This window comes from Saccharothrix carnea (genome assembly GCF_003014735.1).
In the GTDB taxonomy this organism is placed as follows: domain Bacteria; phylum Actinomycetota; class Actinomycetes; order Mycobacteriales; family Pseudonocardiaceae; genus Actinosynnema; species Actinosynnema carneum.
On the sequence record NZ_PYAX01000010.1, the window covers coordinates 296,859 to 314,015 of the forward strand.

General features: G+C 72.8%; 17 protein-coding genes and 1 rRNA gene. 2 read left to right on the forward strand and 16 right to left on the reverse strand.

From position 1 onward, the window contains the following. Window positions 1–21 precede the first annotated feature (21 nt). Together xerD and ald are read right to left on the reverse strand one after the other, a co-directional pair. A complete protein-coding gene (gene xerD, locus B0I31_RS28760; protein WP_106618502.1) occupies window positions 22–906 on the reverse strand; it encodes a site-specific tyrosine recombinase XerD in 885 nt (294 codons plus the stop codon). A gap of 211 nt (window positions 907–1,117) precedes the next feature. After that, complete coding sequence (gene ald, locus B0I31_RS28765; protein WP_106618503.1) at window positions 1,118–2,287, reverse strand: alanine dehydrogenase; 1,170 nt, start codon at window positions 2,285–2,287, stop codon at window positions 1,118–1,120. Between the two features lie 68 nt (window positions 2,288–2,355). Here ald and B0I31_RS28770 point away from each other — a divergent pair, with 68 nt between their 5' ends. Next, entirely contained in the window at window positions 2,356–2,985 is a 630-nt protein-coding gene (locus tag B0I31_RS28770) for a DUF1707 domain-containing protein (protein ID WP_106618504.1), read from the forward strand. On the opposite strand, the gene B0I31_RS28775 is transcribed toward B0I31_RS28770, so the two are convergent. The 13 genes from B0I31_RS28775 to B0I31_RS28835 all read right to left on the reverse strand — a co-directional run bounded on the left by B0I31_RS28775 (window position 2,974) and on the right by B0I31_RS28835 (window position 15,504). Beyond that, window positions 2,974–3,345, reverse strand: coding sequence for a DUF2752 domain-containing protein (locus tag B0I31_RS28775; RefSeq protein ID WP_106618545.1), 372 nt, complete (start codon window positions 3,343–3,345; stop codon window positions 2,974–2,976). The genes B0I31_RS28770 and B0I31_RS28775 overlap by 12 nt on opposite strands. A gap of 163 nt (window positions 3,346–3,508) precedes the next feature. Next, window positions 3,509–4,087, reverse strand: coding sequence for an NUDIX domain-containing protein (locus B0I31_RS28780; protein ID WP_281262322.1), 579 nt, complete (start codon window positions 4,085–4,087; stop codon window positions 3,509–3,511). Between the two features lie 38 nt (window positions 4,088–4,125). Continuing rightward, window positions 4,126–5,817, reverse strand: a complete 1,692-nt coding sequence (locus B0I31_RS28785; protein ID WP_106618505.1) for a CTP synthase — start codon at window positions 5,815–5,817, stop codon at window positions 4,126–4,128. 418 nt (window positions 5,818–6,235) lie between these two features. Then, window positions 6,236–7,174: a copper transporter gene (locus tag B0I31_RS28790; protein ID WP_106618506.1), complete on the reverse strand. Its 939-nt coding sequence runs from the start codon at window positions 7,172–7,174 to the stop codon at window positions 6,236–6,238. Then, window positions 7,171–8,355 (reverse strand): putative cytokinetic ring protein SteA, encoded by a 1,185-nt coding sequence (gene steA / locus B0I31_RS28795; protein ID WP_106618507.1) that lies wholly within the window; start codon window positions 8,353–8,355, stop codon window positions 7,171–7,173. Before steA ends, B0I31_RS28790 begins: the two co-directional genes overlap by 4 nt. A gap of 75 nt (window positions 8,356–8,430) precedes the next feature. Then, complete coding sequence (locus tag B0I31_RS28800) at window positions 8,431–9,180, reverse strand: hypothetical protein (RefSeq protein WP_106618508.1); 750 nt, start codon at window positions 9,178–9,180, stop codon at window positions 8,431–8,433. Between the two features lie 111 nt (window positions 9,181–9,291). Beyond that, window positions 9,292–9,960 carry a hypothetical protein gene (locus B0I31_RS28805; protein ID WP_106618509.1) on the reverse strand — a complete coding sequence of 223 codons (669 nt, stop codon included), beginning with the start codon at window positions 9,958–9,960 and terminating at the stop codon, window positions 9,292–9,294. Further along, complete coding sequence (gene recN, locus B0I31_RS28810) at window positions 9,957–11,738, reverse strand: DNA repair protein RecN (RefSeq protein ID WP_106618510.1); 1,782 nt, start codon at window positions 11,736–11,738, stop codon at window positions 9,957–9,959. Before recN ends, B0I31_RS28805 begins: the two co-directional genes overlap by 4 nt. 72 nt (window positions 11,739–11,810) lie before the next feature. Then, the gene (locus B0I31_RS28815; RefSeq protein WP_106618511.1) at window positions 11,811–12,704 is read right to left on the reverse strand and encodes an NAD kinase; all 894 of its coding nucleotides are present in this window, start codon (window positions 12,702–12,704) and stop codon (window positions 11,811–11,813) included. Window positions 12,705–12,715: 11 nt separating this feature from the next. Continuing rightward, window positions 12,716–13,522, reverse strand: a complete 807-nt coding sequence (locus B0I31_RS28820) for a TlyA family RNA methyltransferase (RefSeq protein WP_106618512.1) — start codon at window positions 13,520–13,522, stop codon at window positions 12,716–12,718. Window positions 13,523–13,525: 3 nt separating this feature from the next. Then, window positions 13,526–13,699 (reverse strand): hypothetical protein, encoded by a 174-nt coding sequence (locus tag B0I31_RS28825; RefSeq protein ID WP_181320489.1) that lies wholly within the window; start codon window positions 13,697–13,699, stop codon window positions 13,526–13,528. A gap of 5 nt (window positions 13,700–13,704) precedes the next feature. Continuing rightward, window positions 13,705–14,493, reverse strand: coding sequence for an HAD-IIA family hydrolase (locus B0I31_RS28830; protein ID WP_106618513.1), 789 nt, complete (start codon window positions 14,491–14,493; stop codon window positions 13,705–13,707). Window positions 14,494–14,583: 90 nt separating this feature from the next. Beyond that, entirely contained in the window at window positions 14,584–15,504 is a 921-nt protein-coding gene (locus tag B0I31_RS28835) for a tetratricopeptide repeat protein (protein ID WP_245950512.1), read from the reverse strand. A 159-nt stretch (window positions 15,505–15,663) separates the two neighbouring features. Between B0I31_RS28835 and B0I31_RS40835 the strand changes: the two genes are divergently transcribed. Continuing rightward, window positions 15,664–16,974, forward strand: a complete 1,311-nt coding sequence (locus B0I31_RS40835) for a hypothetical protein (RefSeq protein ID WP_106618514.1) — start codon at window positions 15,664–15,666, stop codon at window positions 16,972–16,974. 89 nt (window positions 16,975–17,063) lie between these two features. On the opposite strand, the gene rrf is transcribed toward B0I31_RS40835, so the two are convergent. Next, window positions 17,064–17,157, reverse strand: a 5S ribosomal RNA gene (gene rrf, locus B0I31_RS28845); the annotation flags it as partial.

The following is a 17,157-nucleotide window of genomic DNA, read 5'->3' on the forward strand; positions in this document are numbered from 1 at the left end:
CCCACGGTACCCGTGGCCGACTCATGTTCCACCCGATGCGCGAGGATGGGCGGTCGCGTAGACCTCGCGCAAGGTGTTGACGGTGACCAGCGTGTAGACCTGCGTCGTCGTCACGGACGCGTGGCCGAGCAGTTCCTGCACGACACGGACGTCCGCTCCCCCTTCCAGCAGGTGGGTCGCGAACGAGTGCCGCAGCGTGTGCGGCGAGACTTCGGCACCGATACCCGCCCGTTCGGCCGCTGTCTTCAGCACGTGCCACGCCGTCTGCCGGGACAACCGCCCACCGCGGGCGTTGAGGAACAGGGCCGGCGTGCCGCGTTTGGCCAGGCTGGGGCGCGCGCGCACCAGGTAGGCGTCCAGGGCTTCCAGCGCCGGGCGCCCGACCGGCACGACCCGCTGCTTGCCACCCTTGCCGTCGAGGAGCACGGTGCGTTCGGCGGCGTCGACATCGTCCACGTCCAAGCCGACCACCTCGGAGATCCGCGCGCCGGTCGAGTACAGCAGTTCCAGCAGGGCGCGGTCACGCAGGTGGGCGGGCGTTTCGGTGGGACCGCTCTCGAGGAGCTTGAGCACGTCGTCCACCGGCAGGGCTTTCGGTAGTCGGCGCGGCGGGGACGGCGGGTGGACGGCGCGGGCCGGGTCGTGCGCCGTGAGGCCTTCGAGGTGGGCGAACTTGTGCAGGCCACGCACGGCGACCAGGGTGCGCGCGGCGGAGGAGGCGGCCAGCCCCGACTCGCGCAGGGTGGCGAGGAAGTCGCCGACCAGCGCTTCGGTGACGTCGACCAGGTCGTCCACCCCCTTGGCGGTCAGGTGCTCGGCGTACCGACGCAGGTCCCGGCCGTACGAGTCGAGCGTGTTGCGCGCCGTCCCCCGCTCCACCGCGAGGTGGTCCAGGTAGGCGCTCATCGCACGCCCCGCCGGAGTCCCTGCCAAGGGCACGGCTGCGGTGTTCTTCGACATTTCCTGACGCTCTCCGGGGCTGGTCAAAAGCCTAGAAGCTGCACAAGCGTCCTCGCGCTCGTCGGTGGGCACCGGACCGTTCACTGGCACGTCCTTCTTCCCCGAAAGGTAGGGCTTCGTGTCATCATGCCGACCTGGCGGAGCCTTGCCGCACGTGTCAGGGGTGGCGCGTCCGCTCCCCCGGCAGCACTCGCCGCGCACCCGCCCCACCCGGCGGCACCAGGGACTCCAGCGGCACGTGAGGCATCCCGTGAGCCTTCGCCACCTCCGCCTGCACCACCGCGCCGCCCACCACGTTCACGCCCCTCGCCAGCGCCGGATCAGCACCGATCGCCCGCCGGAACCCCTTGTCCGCCAACGCCATCACGAACGGCAGCGTCACGTTCGTCAGAGCCCACGTCGACGTGTGCGGCACGGCGCCCGGCATGTTCGCCACGCAGTAGAACACCGAATCGTGCACCCGGTAGGTCGGCGCGTCGTGCGTAGTCGGCCGTGAGTCGGCGAAACAGCCACCCTGGTCGATGGCGATGTCGACCAGCACCGAACCCGACCGCATGGTCGACACCAGGTCGTTGCCCACCAGCGTCGGCGCCTTCGCGCCGGGCACGAGCACCGCGCCGATCACCAGGTCGGCCCACCGGCACGCCTTCTCCACCTCGTACGAGTTGCTCGCCACGGTCTGCAGGTGCCCCCGATAGGTGAAGTCGATCTGGCGCAGCCGGTTGACGTTGGTGTCCAGCACGACCACCTCCGCCTGCATGCCCAGCGCGACCGCGGCGGCGTTCATGCCGGCCACGCCCGCGCCCAGGACGGCCACCTTCCCCGCCGGCACGCCGGGCACGCCGCCGAGCAGCACCCCGCGCCCACCCTGGTTGCGTTCCAGGCAGTGCGCGCCGACCTGCGTCGCCATCCGGCCCGCGACCTCGCTCATCGGCGCCAGCAACGGCAGCGAACCGTCCGCCGACTGCACGGTCTCGTAAGCGATCGCGTCGATGCCGGACGCGACGATCGCCCGCGTGCACCGCGCGTCGGCGGCCAGGTGCAGGTAGGTGAACAGGGTCTGGCCCGGCCGCATCCGGTGGAACTCCTCGGCCACCGGCTCCTTCACCTTGAGCACCAGCTCGGCCTCGCCCCACACGTCGTCGGCGCTCCGGACGATCTCCGCACCGGCCGCGGCGAACTCGTCGTCCAGGATCGAGGACCCGCCGCCGGCACCCGCCTCGACCAGCACGCGGTGCCCCCGGCGCGCCAGCTCCACCACGCCCGCCGGGGTGATGGCGACCCGGTACTCGTGGTTCTTCACCTCTCGGGGTACTCCGACCAGCACCCCTGAAGCGTAGGTGGACCAGCGGGTTCCGGCCGGCCCGGCGGCGTGCGGCTGTTAGCGTTCCCCCTGTGTCGGAACCACACCAGGTGCGCATCGGCGACCAGCAGCGCGAAGAGGCGATCAGCGCGCTCAACGACCACTTCGCGGGCGGTCGCCTGGAGATCGGCGAGTACGAGCAGCGCGTCGGCTACGCGTCCGCGGCGCAGACCGCGCAGGAGCTGGCCGCCCTGTTCCACGACCTGCCGCAGCCGCACCCGCAGTTCCTGCCGCCCGGTTACCCGCCGACCGCCGGGTACACCACTCCGCCGCCCGGCTTCCAGGCACCCGGCTTCCAGGCACCCGGCTTCCAGACGCCCGGTCAGGGCATCCCCGGCTACCCGCCGCCCGGCTACGCCGACCCGTCGTCCCACGGCTACGGCACGGCCTACGGCTACCCGCCGCCGGGGTTGAACCCGAACGCGCCGTACGGCGTGGACCCGTTGACCGGCCAGCCGCTGTCGGACAAGTCGCGCATCGCGGCGGGCGTGCTGCAGCTGGCGCTGCCGTTCGGCATCGGCCGGTTCTACATGGGTGACACCGCGATCGGCATCGCGCAGCTGCTGACCTGCGGCGGGTGCGGCATCTGGTCGCTGATCGACGGGATCATCCTGCTGGTCAACGGCGGCACGGACGGCCAGGGCCGCAAGCTACGCGACTAGGTTCCGCGCGAGCATCCACGTCACGGCCAGCGCCACCACCGGCACCCCGACCTTCCGCGTGACCGGCGGCGTCGGCCGCCCGGCCCGCGCCGCCCGGAACCACCGCGCCCACAGCCAGGCCAGCAGCGGCAGCCCGGCCACCAGCATCACGGCGTTGAACTGCCAGGCGCCGACCAGGTCGCCGTGCAGCAGCGCGTGCACCATGCGCGTGGACCCGCACGCCGGGCACTGGATGCCGGTCAACGCGTACAGCGGGCACGGCGGCAGCAACGACCCGGGCTGGTTGGGGTCGACGAACAGCAGCACACCGCACCCGGCCACCGCCGTCACCGCCACCGCCAACGGACCCCGCACACCCACGAAAACCATTATCCGCCGACCCCGAACGTCGAACTCACCGGTCCTGAGCGTTGAACTCACCGGTCCTGGACGTAGGACTCTCGCGTTCCGAACGTTGGACTCTCGCGAGAGTCCAACGTTCACGCGTCGAGAGTCCTACGTCCAGGACACCTGAGTTCAACGCTCAGGAGCGGCGGGCGGCGAAGCGGGTCGGGCGGTCGCGGAACGGGGCGTCGGAGGGGCGCCCCGTCCCGCCACCGGTGACCACGGCGTGCGCGGCGAGCAGCCCGGACACGGCGGGGCCGTTGACGATCTCCCCGGCCAGGACCATGTCCACCGCCTCGGCCAACGGGAAGCGCTTCGCCTCCAGGTCGGCCTCCTCCTCGCCCTGCACCTCGCGGTCCACCTCGGTGAGCCCGCGCGCCAGGAACACCCGCACCACCTCGTCGGTGAACCCCGGTGACACGGCGACGTCCACCAACGTCACCCACTCCGACGCCGCGAGCCCGACCTCCTCGGCCAGCTCACGCCGTGCGGCGGCCAGCGGCGTCTCGTCACCGCCGTCCAACAACCCGGCAGGCAGCTCCCAGAGCCGCCTGCCGAGCGGGTGCCGGTACTGGTCGATCAACATGACCGCACCGGCATCGTCCAAGGCCACCACCGCGACCGCACCGAGGTGTTCCACCACCTCGCGCGACGCCGTTCCGCCACCAGGCATGGCGACCTCGTCCACCCGCAACGCGACGACGCGCCCGACGTGCACGTCCCGCGACGAAACAGTCCCGAACTCGTGCCGGGGCGTCACTGCGCCGCCCCCGCCGTCTCGGGCAGCGGCAGCCGGTCGGCCAGCCGGTAGTCCAACGCCGCCTTGACGAACGCCGCGAACAGCGGGTGCGGGCGGGTCGGACGGGACTTCAGCTCCGGGTGCGCCTGCGTGGCCACGAAGAACGGGTGCACGTCGGCCGGCAGCTCGACGAACTCCACCAGCCGCCCGTCCGGCGACGTCCCGGAGAACACCAACCCGGCCGACGCCAGCCGGTCCCGGAACGCGTTGTTGACCTCGTACCGGTGCCGGTGCCGCTCGGACACCTCCACCGACCCGTACACCTTGGCCACCTGCGACCCCGGCACCAACGCCGCCGGGTACGCGCCGAGCCGCATCGTGCCGCCCATGTCCCGCTGCCCGGAGACGACGTCCTCCTGGTCGGCCATGGTGCTGATGACCGGCGACCCGGTGTCCTCGAACTCCGACGAGTTCGCGTCCGCGATGCCCGCCAGGTTCCGCGCCGCCTCGATGACCAGGCACTGCAACCCCAGGCACAACCCCAGCAGCGGGATGCCCCGGGTGCGGGCGTAGGTGATCGCACCGATCTTGCCCTCGATGCCCCGCACCCCGAACCCGCCGGGGATGAGGATCGCGTCGAGCCCGGCCAGCGCGTGCGCCGCGCCGGACGGCGTCTGGCACTCGTCGGACGGCACCCACACGATCTCGACCTTGGTGCGGTGCGCGAACCCGCCCGCGCGCAGCGCCTCGGTCACCGACAGGTAGGCGTCGGGCAGGTCGACGTACTTGCCGACCAACCCGATCCGCACCTTCTCGGACGGGTTGTGCACCCGGTCCAGCAGGTCGCCCCACACGGTCCAGTCGACGTCGCGGAACGGCAGCCCGAGCCGCCGCACCACGTACGCGTCCAAGCCCTCGCCGTGCAGCACCTTGGGGATGTCGTAGATGGACCGCGCGTCCACCGCCGCCACCACGGCCTCGGTGTCCACGTCGCACATCAGGCCGATCTTGCGCTTCAACGCGTCCGGGATCTCCCGGTCGGCCCGGCACACGATCGCGTCGGGCTGGATGCCGATGTTGCGCAGCGCGGCCACGGAGTGCTGCGTCGGCTTGGTCTTCAGCTCACCCGATGGCGCGAGGTAGGGCACCAGCGACACGTGCAGGAAGAACACGTTGTCCCGGCCCACGTCGTGGCGCACCTGCCGGCAGGCCTCCAGGAACGGCAGCGACTCGATGTCGCCGACCGTGCCGCCGACCTCGGTGATCACCACGTCCGGGATGACGCCGTCCGCGTCCGGCTCGGCCATGGCCCGGATGCGCCGCTTGATCTCGTCGGTGATGTGCGGGATCACCTGGACGGTGTCGCCCAGGTACTCGCCGCGCCGCTCCTTGGCGATGACCTCGGAGTACACCTGCCCGGTGGTGACGTTCGCGTCACCGGACAGGTCACGCGCCAGGAACCGCTCGTAGTGGCCGATGTCGAGGTCGGTCTCCGCACCGTCGTCGGTGACGAACACCTCGCCGTGCTGGAACGGGTTCATCGTGCCCGGGTCGACGTTCAGGTACGGGTCCAGCTTCTGCATGGTCACTCGGAGACCACGTGAGGTGAGCAGCTGTCCGAGGCTGGACGCGGTCAACCCCTTGCCGAGGGACGACGCCACACCCCCGGTGACGAAAACGTGCTTGGTCGTACGTGCCTGCTGCACCAAGGAGGCTCCCCGTGGTCTGGATGTCCGCTAGGGGCAGGCTGCGGTGGTTCCGCACAGCTCAGCGCCCTGTCCACGGGCCCTAACGCTAACACGCCGCCGGTCACCCAGCGCGCCGGCGGGCACGCGAGCGTGTCACTCGGATGGACTAGGACCGGTCGAACAGGCGATCACGCACCCACAAACCACTCGCGAACCAGCCCGGAACACCCGGTTGCCGCCTCCCGAACCGACCGGCCCGGGCTTCCCCGCCGACCATGCCCGACCACCCCAACCTGACCACCCAACCTGACCGCCCCACCCGACCACCCAGTCCGACCACCGAGCGGAACACCGGCCCGGTCACCCGAGCGGACGGTCAGACTTGAGCACTCAAGTTGACCGGAAGTCACTGGCCGCGCCGCGCCGCGCCGCCGGCCGCTCAGCCCTCCACGCCAGGCGCGGGAGCTTCGGCGTTGCCCGCCACCCCGTACCGGCCCGCCTTCCCCTCCAACTGCTCACGCAGCGCGAGCACCACCACCACGCGCCCCGCCGCCGTGTCCGCGTGGTCCACGGTCGACAGCACGGACGTGGCCGCTGTGTCCGCCCGCGCCACGCCCACCGCACCCATGCCCTCAGCCGACCGATCGCCGCCAGCCAGCACCGCGCCCGCCCCGGACCGGTCGAGCTGGGTGGCGAACCGCGCCACCACCGCCGCCCGGTCGGCCACCGCGTCACCCGTCACCGCCCCACCGGTCAGCACCACCGCGAGCTGCGCGGGCCGCAACCCCTCATCCGCCTTGACGAAACCCGCGCTGGACAGCCCGCCCAACGCCGCCGCCAGCTCGTCCGGCGTGCCCCGCGGCTGATTGGTACCCGGGTCGAGCAGCAGCACGGTCCCGAACAGCCCGCCCGCCCTGGTGCCGGGGTCGGCGCCGGTGGGCAGCCGGGTACCCGCGGGCTGCAGCCGGGCGACCAGGTCGAGCAGCTGGTCGGCCTTGTCCGGGTCGGTGAACGACTCGGTGAGCTGCAGCTCGCCGGTCACGGTCGCGCCCGCGTCACGCAGCAGCCCGGTCACCGCGTCCCGGTCGTCGGGCCGGGCGTCGGCGGTGGTGACCAGCACGACGGTCCGGTCGGCCAGCTGACCCTTCACCGCCAGCGGACCGACCGTGCCCGCGAACCGGTCCGCGTCGGCGAGCCGGGCGTCCAGCCCGTTGCGCTGCGCCTGCAGGTCGGCGACCTCCCGGCCCAACGCGCTGTTGTCGTCGTTGAGCCCGGACAGCAGCCGGCCGCTGATCGCGGTCGAGCCGAGCACCACCCCCACGGCGAGCGCGAGGAACACCGCGGTGATGGAGACGATGTGGTAGCGCAGCGAGATCACGCGAACAACCCCCTGAACCAGTCGACGACGGATCGGAACGCGTCGGCAGCGACGTCGAGGTAGACGTGGCCGACCCCGGACACCGCGAGCGCGGACACCATCGCCGCCACGGCGGCCAGCACCAGCAGCGTGATCAGGCCGAGCGACACCCGGTTGCGGTGCAGGGTCGCCACGGCGTGGCCGTCGACCAGCTTGTTGCCGAGCTTGAGCCGGGTGAGGAAGGTCGACGGGGTCGACCCGGAGTTGCCCCGGTCCAGGAACTCGCGCAGTCCGGCCTGCAGGCCCACGGTCACCACCAGCGTCGCGCCGTGCGCCTCGGCCAGCAGCAGCGCCAGGTCCTCGGCGTTGCCGGTCGCGGGGAACGTCACCGCGCCGATGCCCAGGTCCTGGATCCGCTCCAGGCCGGGCGCGTGGCCGTCGACCTGCGCGGGCACCACCACCTCCGAGCCCGACCGCAACGTCTCGGTGCCGATGGCGTCCGGGTCGCCGACGATGACGTCCGGTGCGAACCCGGCGTCGTGCAGGGTGTCCGCGCCCGCGTCCACGCCGATCAGCACCGGCCGGTGCTCGCGGATGTACTTGCGCAGCTTGCGCAGCTCCTCGGCGTGCCGGGGACCTCCCGCGACGACCAGCACCTGCCGGTCGCGGATCGGCACCAGCAGCTCGGGCACGCCGATGCCGTCCAGCAGCAGCGCGCGCTCCCGCCGCAGGAACTCGATGGTGTTCGCGGAGAACGCCTCCAGCTGCGCGGCCATGCCCGCCTTGGCCTCGATCATCGCGTCGGCGATCGACTCGGCGTCCTGCGCGACGCCGCGCGCGACCTCCTTCCCGCCGACGAACACGCCGCCCTCGTGCAGCCGCAGCTTCGTGCCGTCCCTGATCTCCCGCAGCACGGCCGTGCCGACGCCGTCGATCAGCGGTACGCCCGCCTCCACCAGCAGCTCCGGGCCGAGGTTCGGGAACCGGCCGGAGATGGACGTCGACGCGTTGACCACGCCCACCACCCCCGCGTGCACCAGGGCCTCGGCGGTGCGGCGGTCGATGTCGACGTGGTCCAGGACCGCGACGTCACCGGGACTGAGTCGGCGCAGCAGGTCGCCCGACCGGCGATCGACCCGCGCCACGCCGGTGACGCCTGGCAGTTCGCGGTGCGTGCGGCCGAGCAACCCGGAGAGCTTCATGAACCGATGGTGACTCACCTCGCCCGCAGTCCGCGGCCAACACGCCGACCCGGTCCGGGCTGGTCAGTGACACTGCTAATCCACAGTGGACGGATTACCCCCGGTAGGGTGACGTCGTTCGTCGGCCGACGAACGGGCCGCGCCGGGCAGCTCGACCACGGGAGGCAGCTCGGCCACCGGCGGCGCCACGGGTCCAGCCGGACCGGCCGGCGGCACGTCCAGCTCGGACACCGGGATGGCGATGCCGAACGGCGGCGTGTCGTCGTCGTCCACTTGGTACACCGCCACACCGGTGGGCCGCGGCACCCGCGCCGGCCAGTCGTGCGCCATCACCGCGCCGACGAGCAGCGCCAGCGCACCCAAGCCGATCAGCCACGCGCCGGTGCCGACGAACGTCTCCTGGGTGACGAACGAGACCGGCATCGTGTTGACCCCGAACAACGACCGCAACGTCTCCAACGCCGCCCACAGCGTGCCGATGGCGAGCCCGAAGCCCGCGAGCACGCCGAACCGGCCGATCGCCGCGAGCAGCGGCGTGCGCAGTTGCAGCAGCGCGCCGATCCCGGCGAGGACGGCCGCGAACACCAGGCCGTACCCGTAGACGGGGTGGTCGAACTCGGCCCCCTCCGGCCTGTTCAGGGGCGTCGGCTCCTCCAGGTACTCCCACCCGGTGAGCGCGACCAGCCGGGTCACGTCGGCGGGCGACGGGCGGCCCGGCCCCGGCCGCACCTCCGTGTCCACCCCGTACAGCGGGAACAACGAGCCCAGCACCACCAGGAGCGCTCCCGCGCCGAGGGTGATGACGACGATCGCGCGCCGGGTCATGTGGCCTTCTCCTCCGTGCTCGCGTGCCGCGGCCGGCGGACCGACCCCCACCCACCAGCAAAGCCGCACCGCGCGCCGCCGCCAACGGCCGACCGGGTGCCGTTGCCCCCGTCAGCGGCGGTCGTGCTCCGGTTCGGGGAGTTGCGCGACCTCCACCACCGGGATCCCGAACGGCGGGGTGTCGGTGTCGTCGGTGTCGGCCAGGTCGTCGTCCACCCGGTAGACCACCACTCCGGCGGGACGCGGCTCGGGCCGGCGGGCGTGCAGCAGCACCGTCCCGACCACCGCGATCACCACCGCGGCGACCAGCACCCAGACGCCCTCACCGACTTCCTCGATGAACAGCTCTTCGAGCGGGGGCCCGTTCCGCGGCTCGGCGTCCGGATCGGCCTCCCGCTCGTCCACCGCCGCGGCGACCACGGTGCCGGTGGTCCACACGGAGCCCGCCAGCAGCGCCGTCCCGGCGACCGCGACGTACCGGGCGGCCAGGCGCTGTACCTCCGGCAGCGCCACCAGCGCCGCCGCGAGGGCCAGCAGCAGCGCCGCGCCCACGATCGACACCCCGAACTGCGGCGTCGTCTGGCTCAGCACCAGGTCGAAGTCGGCCGCCTCGGAGTCGGCCGACACGCGGTCGCTGACGATCTTCCACGACGTCGTGGTGAACCCGATCCGCTCACCGCGGAACACGCTGCCCTGCCAGAACAACGGCAGGAACGTGGCGACGACGGCCGCGACACCCGCCACCACCAGCAGGACCGCACCGAGCAGCCGTCTGCTCACTTCTTCTTCGCCTTGCGACGCACCACGGGCACGCTCTCCTTGTCCGCCTTCGCCGCCGCCAGCAGCTCTTCCGCATGCGCGCGGCCGGTGTCGGTGGAGTCCATGCCCGCGAGCATCCGCGCCAACTCGACCACCCGCTGCGACTCGTCCAGCCTCCGCACACCGCTGCGCGTCAGCACGCCGTCCGCCGTCTTGTCCACGACCAGGTGCCGGTCGGCGAACGCGGCGACCTGCGGCAGGTGCGTGACCACGATGACCTGGTGGCTGCGCGCCAACCGGGCCAGCCTGCGGCCGACCTCCACCGCCGCGCGACCGCCGACACCGGCGTCGACCTCGTCGAACACGAGCGTGGGCACCGGGTCGGAGTGCGACAGCACGACCTCCAGCGCCAGCATCACCCGCGACAGCTCACCGCCGGACGCACCCTTGTGCACCGGCAGCGCGGGCGCGCCGGGGTGCGCGATCAGCCGCAGCTCCACGTCGTCCACACCGCCGGCCCCGGCGTGCAGCAGCTGCCCGCCCACCTTCAACGCCTGCGGGTCGCCCTGCTCGGCCACCCTGGGCCGCACCGCGACCTCCACCGTGGCGTGCGGCATGGCCAGGCCGGTCAGCTCGTCGGACACCGCCCGACCCAGCTCCTCGGCGGCGGCGATCCGCTCGGCGGTCACCTGCTGCGCGTAGGTGACCAGCTCGACGGCCAGCTCGTCGCGCCGCGCGGCCAACGCCGCCAACGCCTCGTCGGACGTGTCGAGCCCGGCCAGCCGCGACGACGCGTCCTGCGCCCACGCGATCACGCCGTCCACGTCCGCGGCGTACTTGCGGGTCAACGACTTCAGCTCGGACTGGCGGGCGAGCACCTGCTCCAGCCGCGCCGGGTCGGCGTCCAGGTGCTCCAGGTAGGACGCGATCTCCGCGCCCACGTCGGCCAGCAGCGTCTCCGCCTCCACCAGCCGGGGCTCCAGGTCGCGCAGCTTCGGGTCGTCCGACGCCGTCAGCCGCCGCCGGGCCTCGCCGATCAACCCCAGCGCGCCGGGCACGTCCGGGTCGCCGTCCGGGGAGCCCGACACCGCGTACTGCGCGCCGGACGCGGCCTCCCGCAACTGGTCGGCGTCGGCGAGCCGGCGAGCCTCGGCGACCAGCTCCTCGTCCTCGCCCGGCTTCGGGTCGACCGCGGAGATCTCGGCCAGGCCGTGCCTCAGCATCTCGGCCTCACGGGCCAGCTCGTGCGACCGCGCGGTGCGCTCGGTCAGCTCGGTCGCGACCCGCAGCCACTCGTCGCGCACCTTCCGGTACGCGCGCAGCGGCTCGGCGACCTCGTCACCGGCGAACCGGTCGAGCACCGACCGCTGCTCGGCGGGCCGCAGCAGCCGCAGCTGGTCGTTCTGCCCGTGCACCGCGAGCAGCTGCTCGGCCAGCTCGGACAGCACGCCGACCGGCACGGAACGCCCGCCCAGGTGGGCCCGGGAACGCCCGTCCGCGCCGACAGTGCGGATCGCGATCACGCTGCCGTCGTCGTCGGGCTCGCCGCCGACCTCCTCGGCGACCTTCGCCGCGGGGCTGCCCGCGGGCGCGACGAACCGCCCCTCGACCACCGCCTTGTCCGCGCCGTTGCGCACGCGGGACGCCTCGGCCCGGCCACCGCCCAGCAGGTGGAGCCCGGTGACGACCATGGTCTTGCCCGCGCCGGTCTCGCCCGTCACCACGGTGAAACCGGCATCGAGCTCAAGGGTGGCCTCGTCGATCACACCGAGGCCCTGGATGCGCATCTCGGCCAGCACGCCCGGAACACTACTGGGCGACACAGACAAAGCGTGTGCTCGGGGGAGGGTGTTCCCCTGTTGATCAGGCCCTCATTTGGCGGACGGGCCGCGCCACCCCTGCACCGGCAGCTCGAACTTCTCCACCAGCCGGTCGGTGAACGGGCCGGGCCGCAGCCGCACCAGCCGCAACGGCGTGCTGCCGCCGACCACCTCGACCCGCGCCCCCGGCGGCAGGTTGACCGTGCGGCGACCGTCCGCGCACAGCACCGCCGGGTGCCCCTCCGGGTCCACCTCCAGCGCCACCACGGACGCCGGCGACACGACCAGCGGCCGCGCGAACAGGGCGTGCGCGTTGCTCGGCACCACCAGCAGCGCCTGCACGTCCGGCCACACCACCGGTCCGCCCGCGGAGAACGCGTACGCCGTCGACCCGGTCGGGGTCGCCACCAGCACGCCGTCGCAGCCGAACGCCGACACAGGCCGCCCGTCCACCTCCACCACCACGTCCAGGATCCGTTCCCGGGTGCTCTTCTCCACGCTGGCCTCGTTGAGCGCCCACGTGCCCTCCCGCACCTCGCCGTCGACCGACGTGGTGATGTCGAGCGTCATCCGCTCCTCGACCTCGTAGTCTCGGTCGACGACGTGCGTGATCGCCTCGTACAGCGCGTCGGAGTCGGCCTCGGCCAGGAAACCGACCCGGCCCAGGTTCACCCCGAGCACCGGCACGCCCGCCGCTCGCGCCAGCTCCGCCGCGCGCAGCAGCGTGCCGTCACCGCCGAGCACGAACACCAGCTCGGTGCCCTCGGCGGCCTTCTCGTCGGCCGGCACGACCTGCGTGAAGCACGACGGGTCCAGCTCCGGCGCCTCGTCCTCCAGCACCCGCAGCTTCACCCCGCCCGCCGCGAACCGCGCCGCGACTTCCTGGGCCACCAGCACGTTGCTGCGCCGCCCGGTGTGGACGACCAGCAGGATCTCCCTCGTCACTGGATCCGTCCTCACTGGGGACCTTCCGCTACGGCGGCGCGCACGAGCGCGGTGGCGTCCGCCGCGTCGAGGGGCTCACCCCGGCGCAGCCAGACGAAGAACTCGACGTTGCCCGAAGGACCGGGCAGCGGGCTCGCGGTGACGCCGTGCAGGCGAAGGCCGAGCCCGGCGGCCGACGCGACGACGTCCAGCACCGCCTCGGCCCGCAGCTCCGGGTCCCGCACCACCCCGCCCGAGCCGAGGCGTTCCTTCCCGACCTCGAACTGGGGTTTCACCATCGGCAGCAAGTCGCCCTCCTCGTCGAGGCACGCGGCCAGCGCGGGCAGCACCAGCCTCAACGAGATGAACGACAGATCGGCCACCACCAGTTCAACCGGGCCACCGATGTCCTCGGGCGTCAACGACCGCACGTTCGTCTTGTCCTTGACCACGACCCGGTCGTCGGTGCGCAACCGCCAGTCCAGCAGGCCCCGGCCGACATCCGCCGCGACGACCTGCCGTGCGCCGGCGCGCAGCAGCACGTCGGTGAACCCGCCGGTGGACGCACCCGCGTCCAGGCACCGCCTGCCCTTGACGTCGACATCGTCGAACACCTCCAGCGCGCCGACGAGCTTGTGCGCGCCCCGGGAGGCGTAGTTCGGGTCGTCGGTCTCGCGGACCACCAGCGCGGTGTCCAGCTCGACGGCGGTGGCGGGTTTCGTGGCCACGGTGCCGCGCACGGTCACCCGGCCCTCGGCGACGAGCTGGCTCGCGTGCTCCCGTGACCTGGCCAGCCCGCGGCGGACCAGTTCGGCATCCAGCCGAGCCCTGCGAGGCACCGGTCAGACCTTGTCGATGCTGGAGAGCGCGGCCGTCAACGCCGTGTGCGCGTCGTCGAACCGGGCCACGTGCTCGACCACGTCCAGCGCGTCCAGGCCGTCGAGACCGGCGAGGGCGTCGTCGATCCCGGCCACGGGGTCACGCGGCGGGCCGGGGAGGGGAACCTCGAAGCTCACAGGATTCAAGGTAGCCGATGCAGCACCGACAGGTCGGCAGCCACATAGGTCGGCCGGCGGTCCTCCGGCAGCGCGTCCGCCTCCGCCTCGGTGGACACGCCGGTGAGCACCAGCAGCGAGTCCATGCCCGCGTTCACCGCGCCCGCGATGTCGGTGTCCAGCCGGTCGCCCACGACCAGCGGCCGTTGCGCGCCCGCCGACTTCGCCGCCTGCTCCAGCAGCGGCGTCGCGGGCTTGCCCGCCACCAGCGGTTCCGCGCCGGTCGCCGTCCGCAGCGCCGCGACCAGCGAGCCGTTGCCCGGCAGCAGGCCGCGTTCGGTGGGCAGGGTGGCGTCCACGTTGCAGGCGATCCAGTGCGCGCCGCCCTGGCGGATCGCGACGCACGCCTCGGCCAGCTCGCGCCAGCCCAGTTCCTGCGACAGGCCCTGGACGACCGCCTGGGCGTGCTCGGCGGTCCGGGTCGGCTCGTAGCCGCGCAGCCGCACCTGCTCGGCCAACGCGTCCGTGCCGAGGACCAGCACCCGCGCACCCTGCGGCACCAGGTCCAGCAGCATCGCCGCGCCCGCCTGGGCGCTCGTGCTCACCTCGTGCAGCGCCGCGTCGAAGCCCAGCTCGGTCAGGTGCTCGGCCACCGCTTCCGGCGACCGGGACGCGTTGTTGGTGACGAACCGGATGCCCGTGCCGTGCGCGCGGGCGGCGGCGACCGCCTCGACGGCACCCGGCACCGCCTCCCGCCCCCGGTAGACCGTGCCGTCGAGGTCCAGCAGCAGGGCGTCGTAACGGTCCAGCAGCACAGGCTTCTCCGTTCGGGAGTCTTCCGGTCGTGAACAGTCTGAAGGCTCGGCACCGGGTGGTGCCGAGCCTTCAGCTGTGACTTCGGTTTCTCAGTCCTGCGGGCTGAGGTCGAACGCGCGCTCGGCGGCGTCGGTCTCGTTGTCGTCGTCGGCCTGCGCGGCGTTGAGGAACCACTTCACGGCTTCCTCGGTGCGGCCGGCCGCCTCCAGGTTGTCCGCGTAGGCGTAGAACAGGCGCGCGCTCCACGGGTCACGCCGCTTGGCGTCCAGGTCGTCGCCCTGCAACGCCACCACGGCCGCGTCCAGCTGCCCCATGTCCCGCCGGGCACCGGCCGCGACGATCCGCAGCTCCACCGCCTCGTCGGGGGACAGCAGCGACACCTGCGCCTCACGGGCCAGCTCGATGGCCCGCTCCGGACGACCCAGCGCCCGCTCGCAGTCGGCCATCACCGCAACGTGCCCGGCACCGTGCGACATGCGCCGTGCGGCCCGCAGCTCGGACAGCGCCTCGGCCCACTCACCGGCGTGGTAGGCGGCCAACCCGGCAGCCTCCCTGACCACCGCGACCCGCGCCGCCTTCGACCGCGCGTACCGCGCGTGCTCCAGCGCCAACTCCGGCTCGCTGTCGATCAGCATGCCCGCCGCCGCCAGGTGCCGACCCACGATCTCGGCCAGGCCCTTGGGCAGCCCGCGCAGCTCCTGCTTCACCTCGGGGTCGAGGATGGAGATGTCGGCGTCCTCGGGCAGCTCAGGCGTCCGAGCCCGGGTGAACGCACGCTCGTCGGCGTCACCTTCGACGGCCGCAACCTCGCCGGGCTCGGTGTCCTCCGCCGCGTCGACCGCAGCCTCGACGACCGCAGCCTCGTCACCGCTCTCGTCGACGGCTTCGGCCTCGGCCGACTCTTCGGTGGCGGCCTGCTCAGCGCCAACGACCTCGACCTCGACCGCTTCGACCTCGACCACCACAGCGGCGTCGACCGCGTCTACAGCCGTCACCTCGGCAGCAGCCACGTCGGTCGCCGTCACCTCGGCGGACGTCGCCTCGACAGCGGTCGCCTCGGCCGCGGTGTCCCCACCAACCGGCTGGTCATCGACCTGGGCGACCCGCTCCTGGAACCGCGCGGCCCGATCACGGCTGCGCTCATCCCGCCGGTCGTTCCCGGGCTTCTCGTGAGCCGGCTTGTCGTACCGGGGCCGGTCATCGCGCCGCTGGTAACCACCGGACCGGTTGTCGTCCCGACGCGGGTAGCTCGGACGCTCCCCACCCCGCTCGTCCCGCCGCTGGTAACCACCACGATCCCCGCTGCGGTCACCACTCGGCCGGTCATCCCGACGCTGGTACCCGCCACGATCACCACTGGGCCGGTCGTCCCTGCGCTGGTAACCACCACGGTCGCCGCCGCTTCGGTCGTCCCTGCGCGGATAGCCGCCACGGTCACCACCGGACCGGTCGTCGCGGCGCTGGTAGCCGCCACGGTCACTGCCGCTACGGTCACTGCCGCCCCGGTCATCCCGGCGCGGGTAGCTGGGCCGGTCACCGCTGCCGGAACGGTCGTCACGCGGCCGGTACTCACGACGCTCGCCGCCGCGCTCCCCGCCACGGTCATCCCGACGCTGGTAACCACTGCGATCACCGCTGGGTCGGTCATCGCGCCGCTGGTAGCCACCGGACCGGTTGTCGTCCCGACGCGGGTAGCTGGGACGCTCCCCACCCCGCTCGTCCCGCCGCTGGTACCCGCCGCGGTCACCACTGGGCCGGTCGTCCCTGCGTTGGTAACCACCACGGTCGCTGCCGCCCCGGTCGTCCCGACGCGGATAGCCGCCACGGTCGCCACTGGGCCGGTCACTGCTCGAACGGTCATCGCGGCGCGGGTAGCTCGGACGCTCCCCGCCTCGGTCGTCGCGGCGCTGGTAACCACCGCGCTCGCCACCCCGGTCGTCCCGACGCGGGTAGCTGGGCCGGTCGCCGCTCGGACGGTCGTCACGACGCGGGTAGCTGCTGCGCTCACCCCGGTCGGAACCACCGCGGTCGTCCCGCCGGTCGTAACGGGGACGCTCACCCCGGTTGTCGTCGCGCCGGAATCCGCCCCGATCACCGGTGCGGTCGTCGCGACGGGGTGCGCCACCACGGTCATCGCGGCGCGGGTAGCTCGGCCGATCGCCGGAATCCCGGCGGAAGCCACCGCCCCGGTTGTCGTCCCGGCGCGGAGCAGCGCCACGGTCGTCACGGGGCTTGTCATAGCGAGGACGCTCGCCTCGGTTGTCATCGCGCCGGTCGGCGCCGCGAGGCTTGTCGTAGCTCGGCCGGTCGTCCCGGCGCGGATAGCCGCCGCCCGACCGCTCACCCGTGCCACGGGCGTCACGGCCACCAGTACTCGGCTTGCGGCTTCCCTGGGCGCGGCCACCGTCGTCGGATCGGCGCGGTCGGTCTCCCTGGCCACGCTGACGGTCGCCGGGTCGATCCCCGAACCTGGACACTAACTTCCTCCTACTGTGGACACGCCGAAAGGGCTTGCGGTTTGGAGCACAAGTCAATGTGCCCCCACCACAAGCCCTTTCAGGGAAAAATTGTTCGGCGGCGTCCTACTCTCCCACACCCTCACGAGTGCAGTACCATCGGCGCTGGAAGGCTTAACTACCGGGTTCGGAATGGGACCGGGTGTT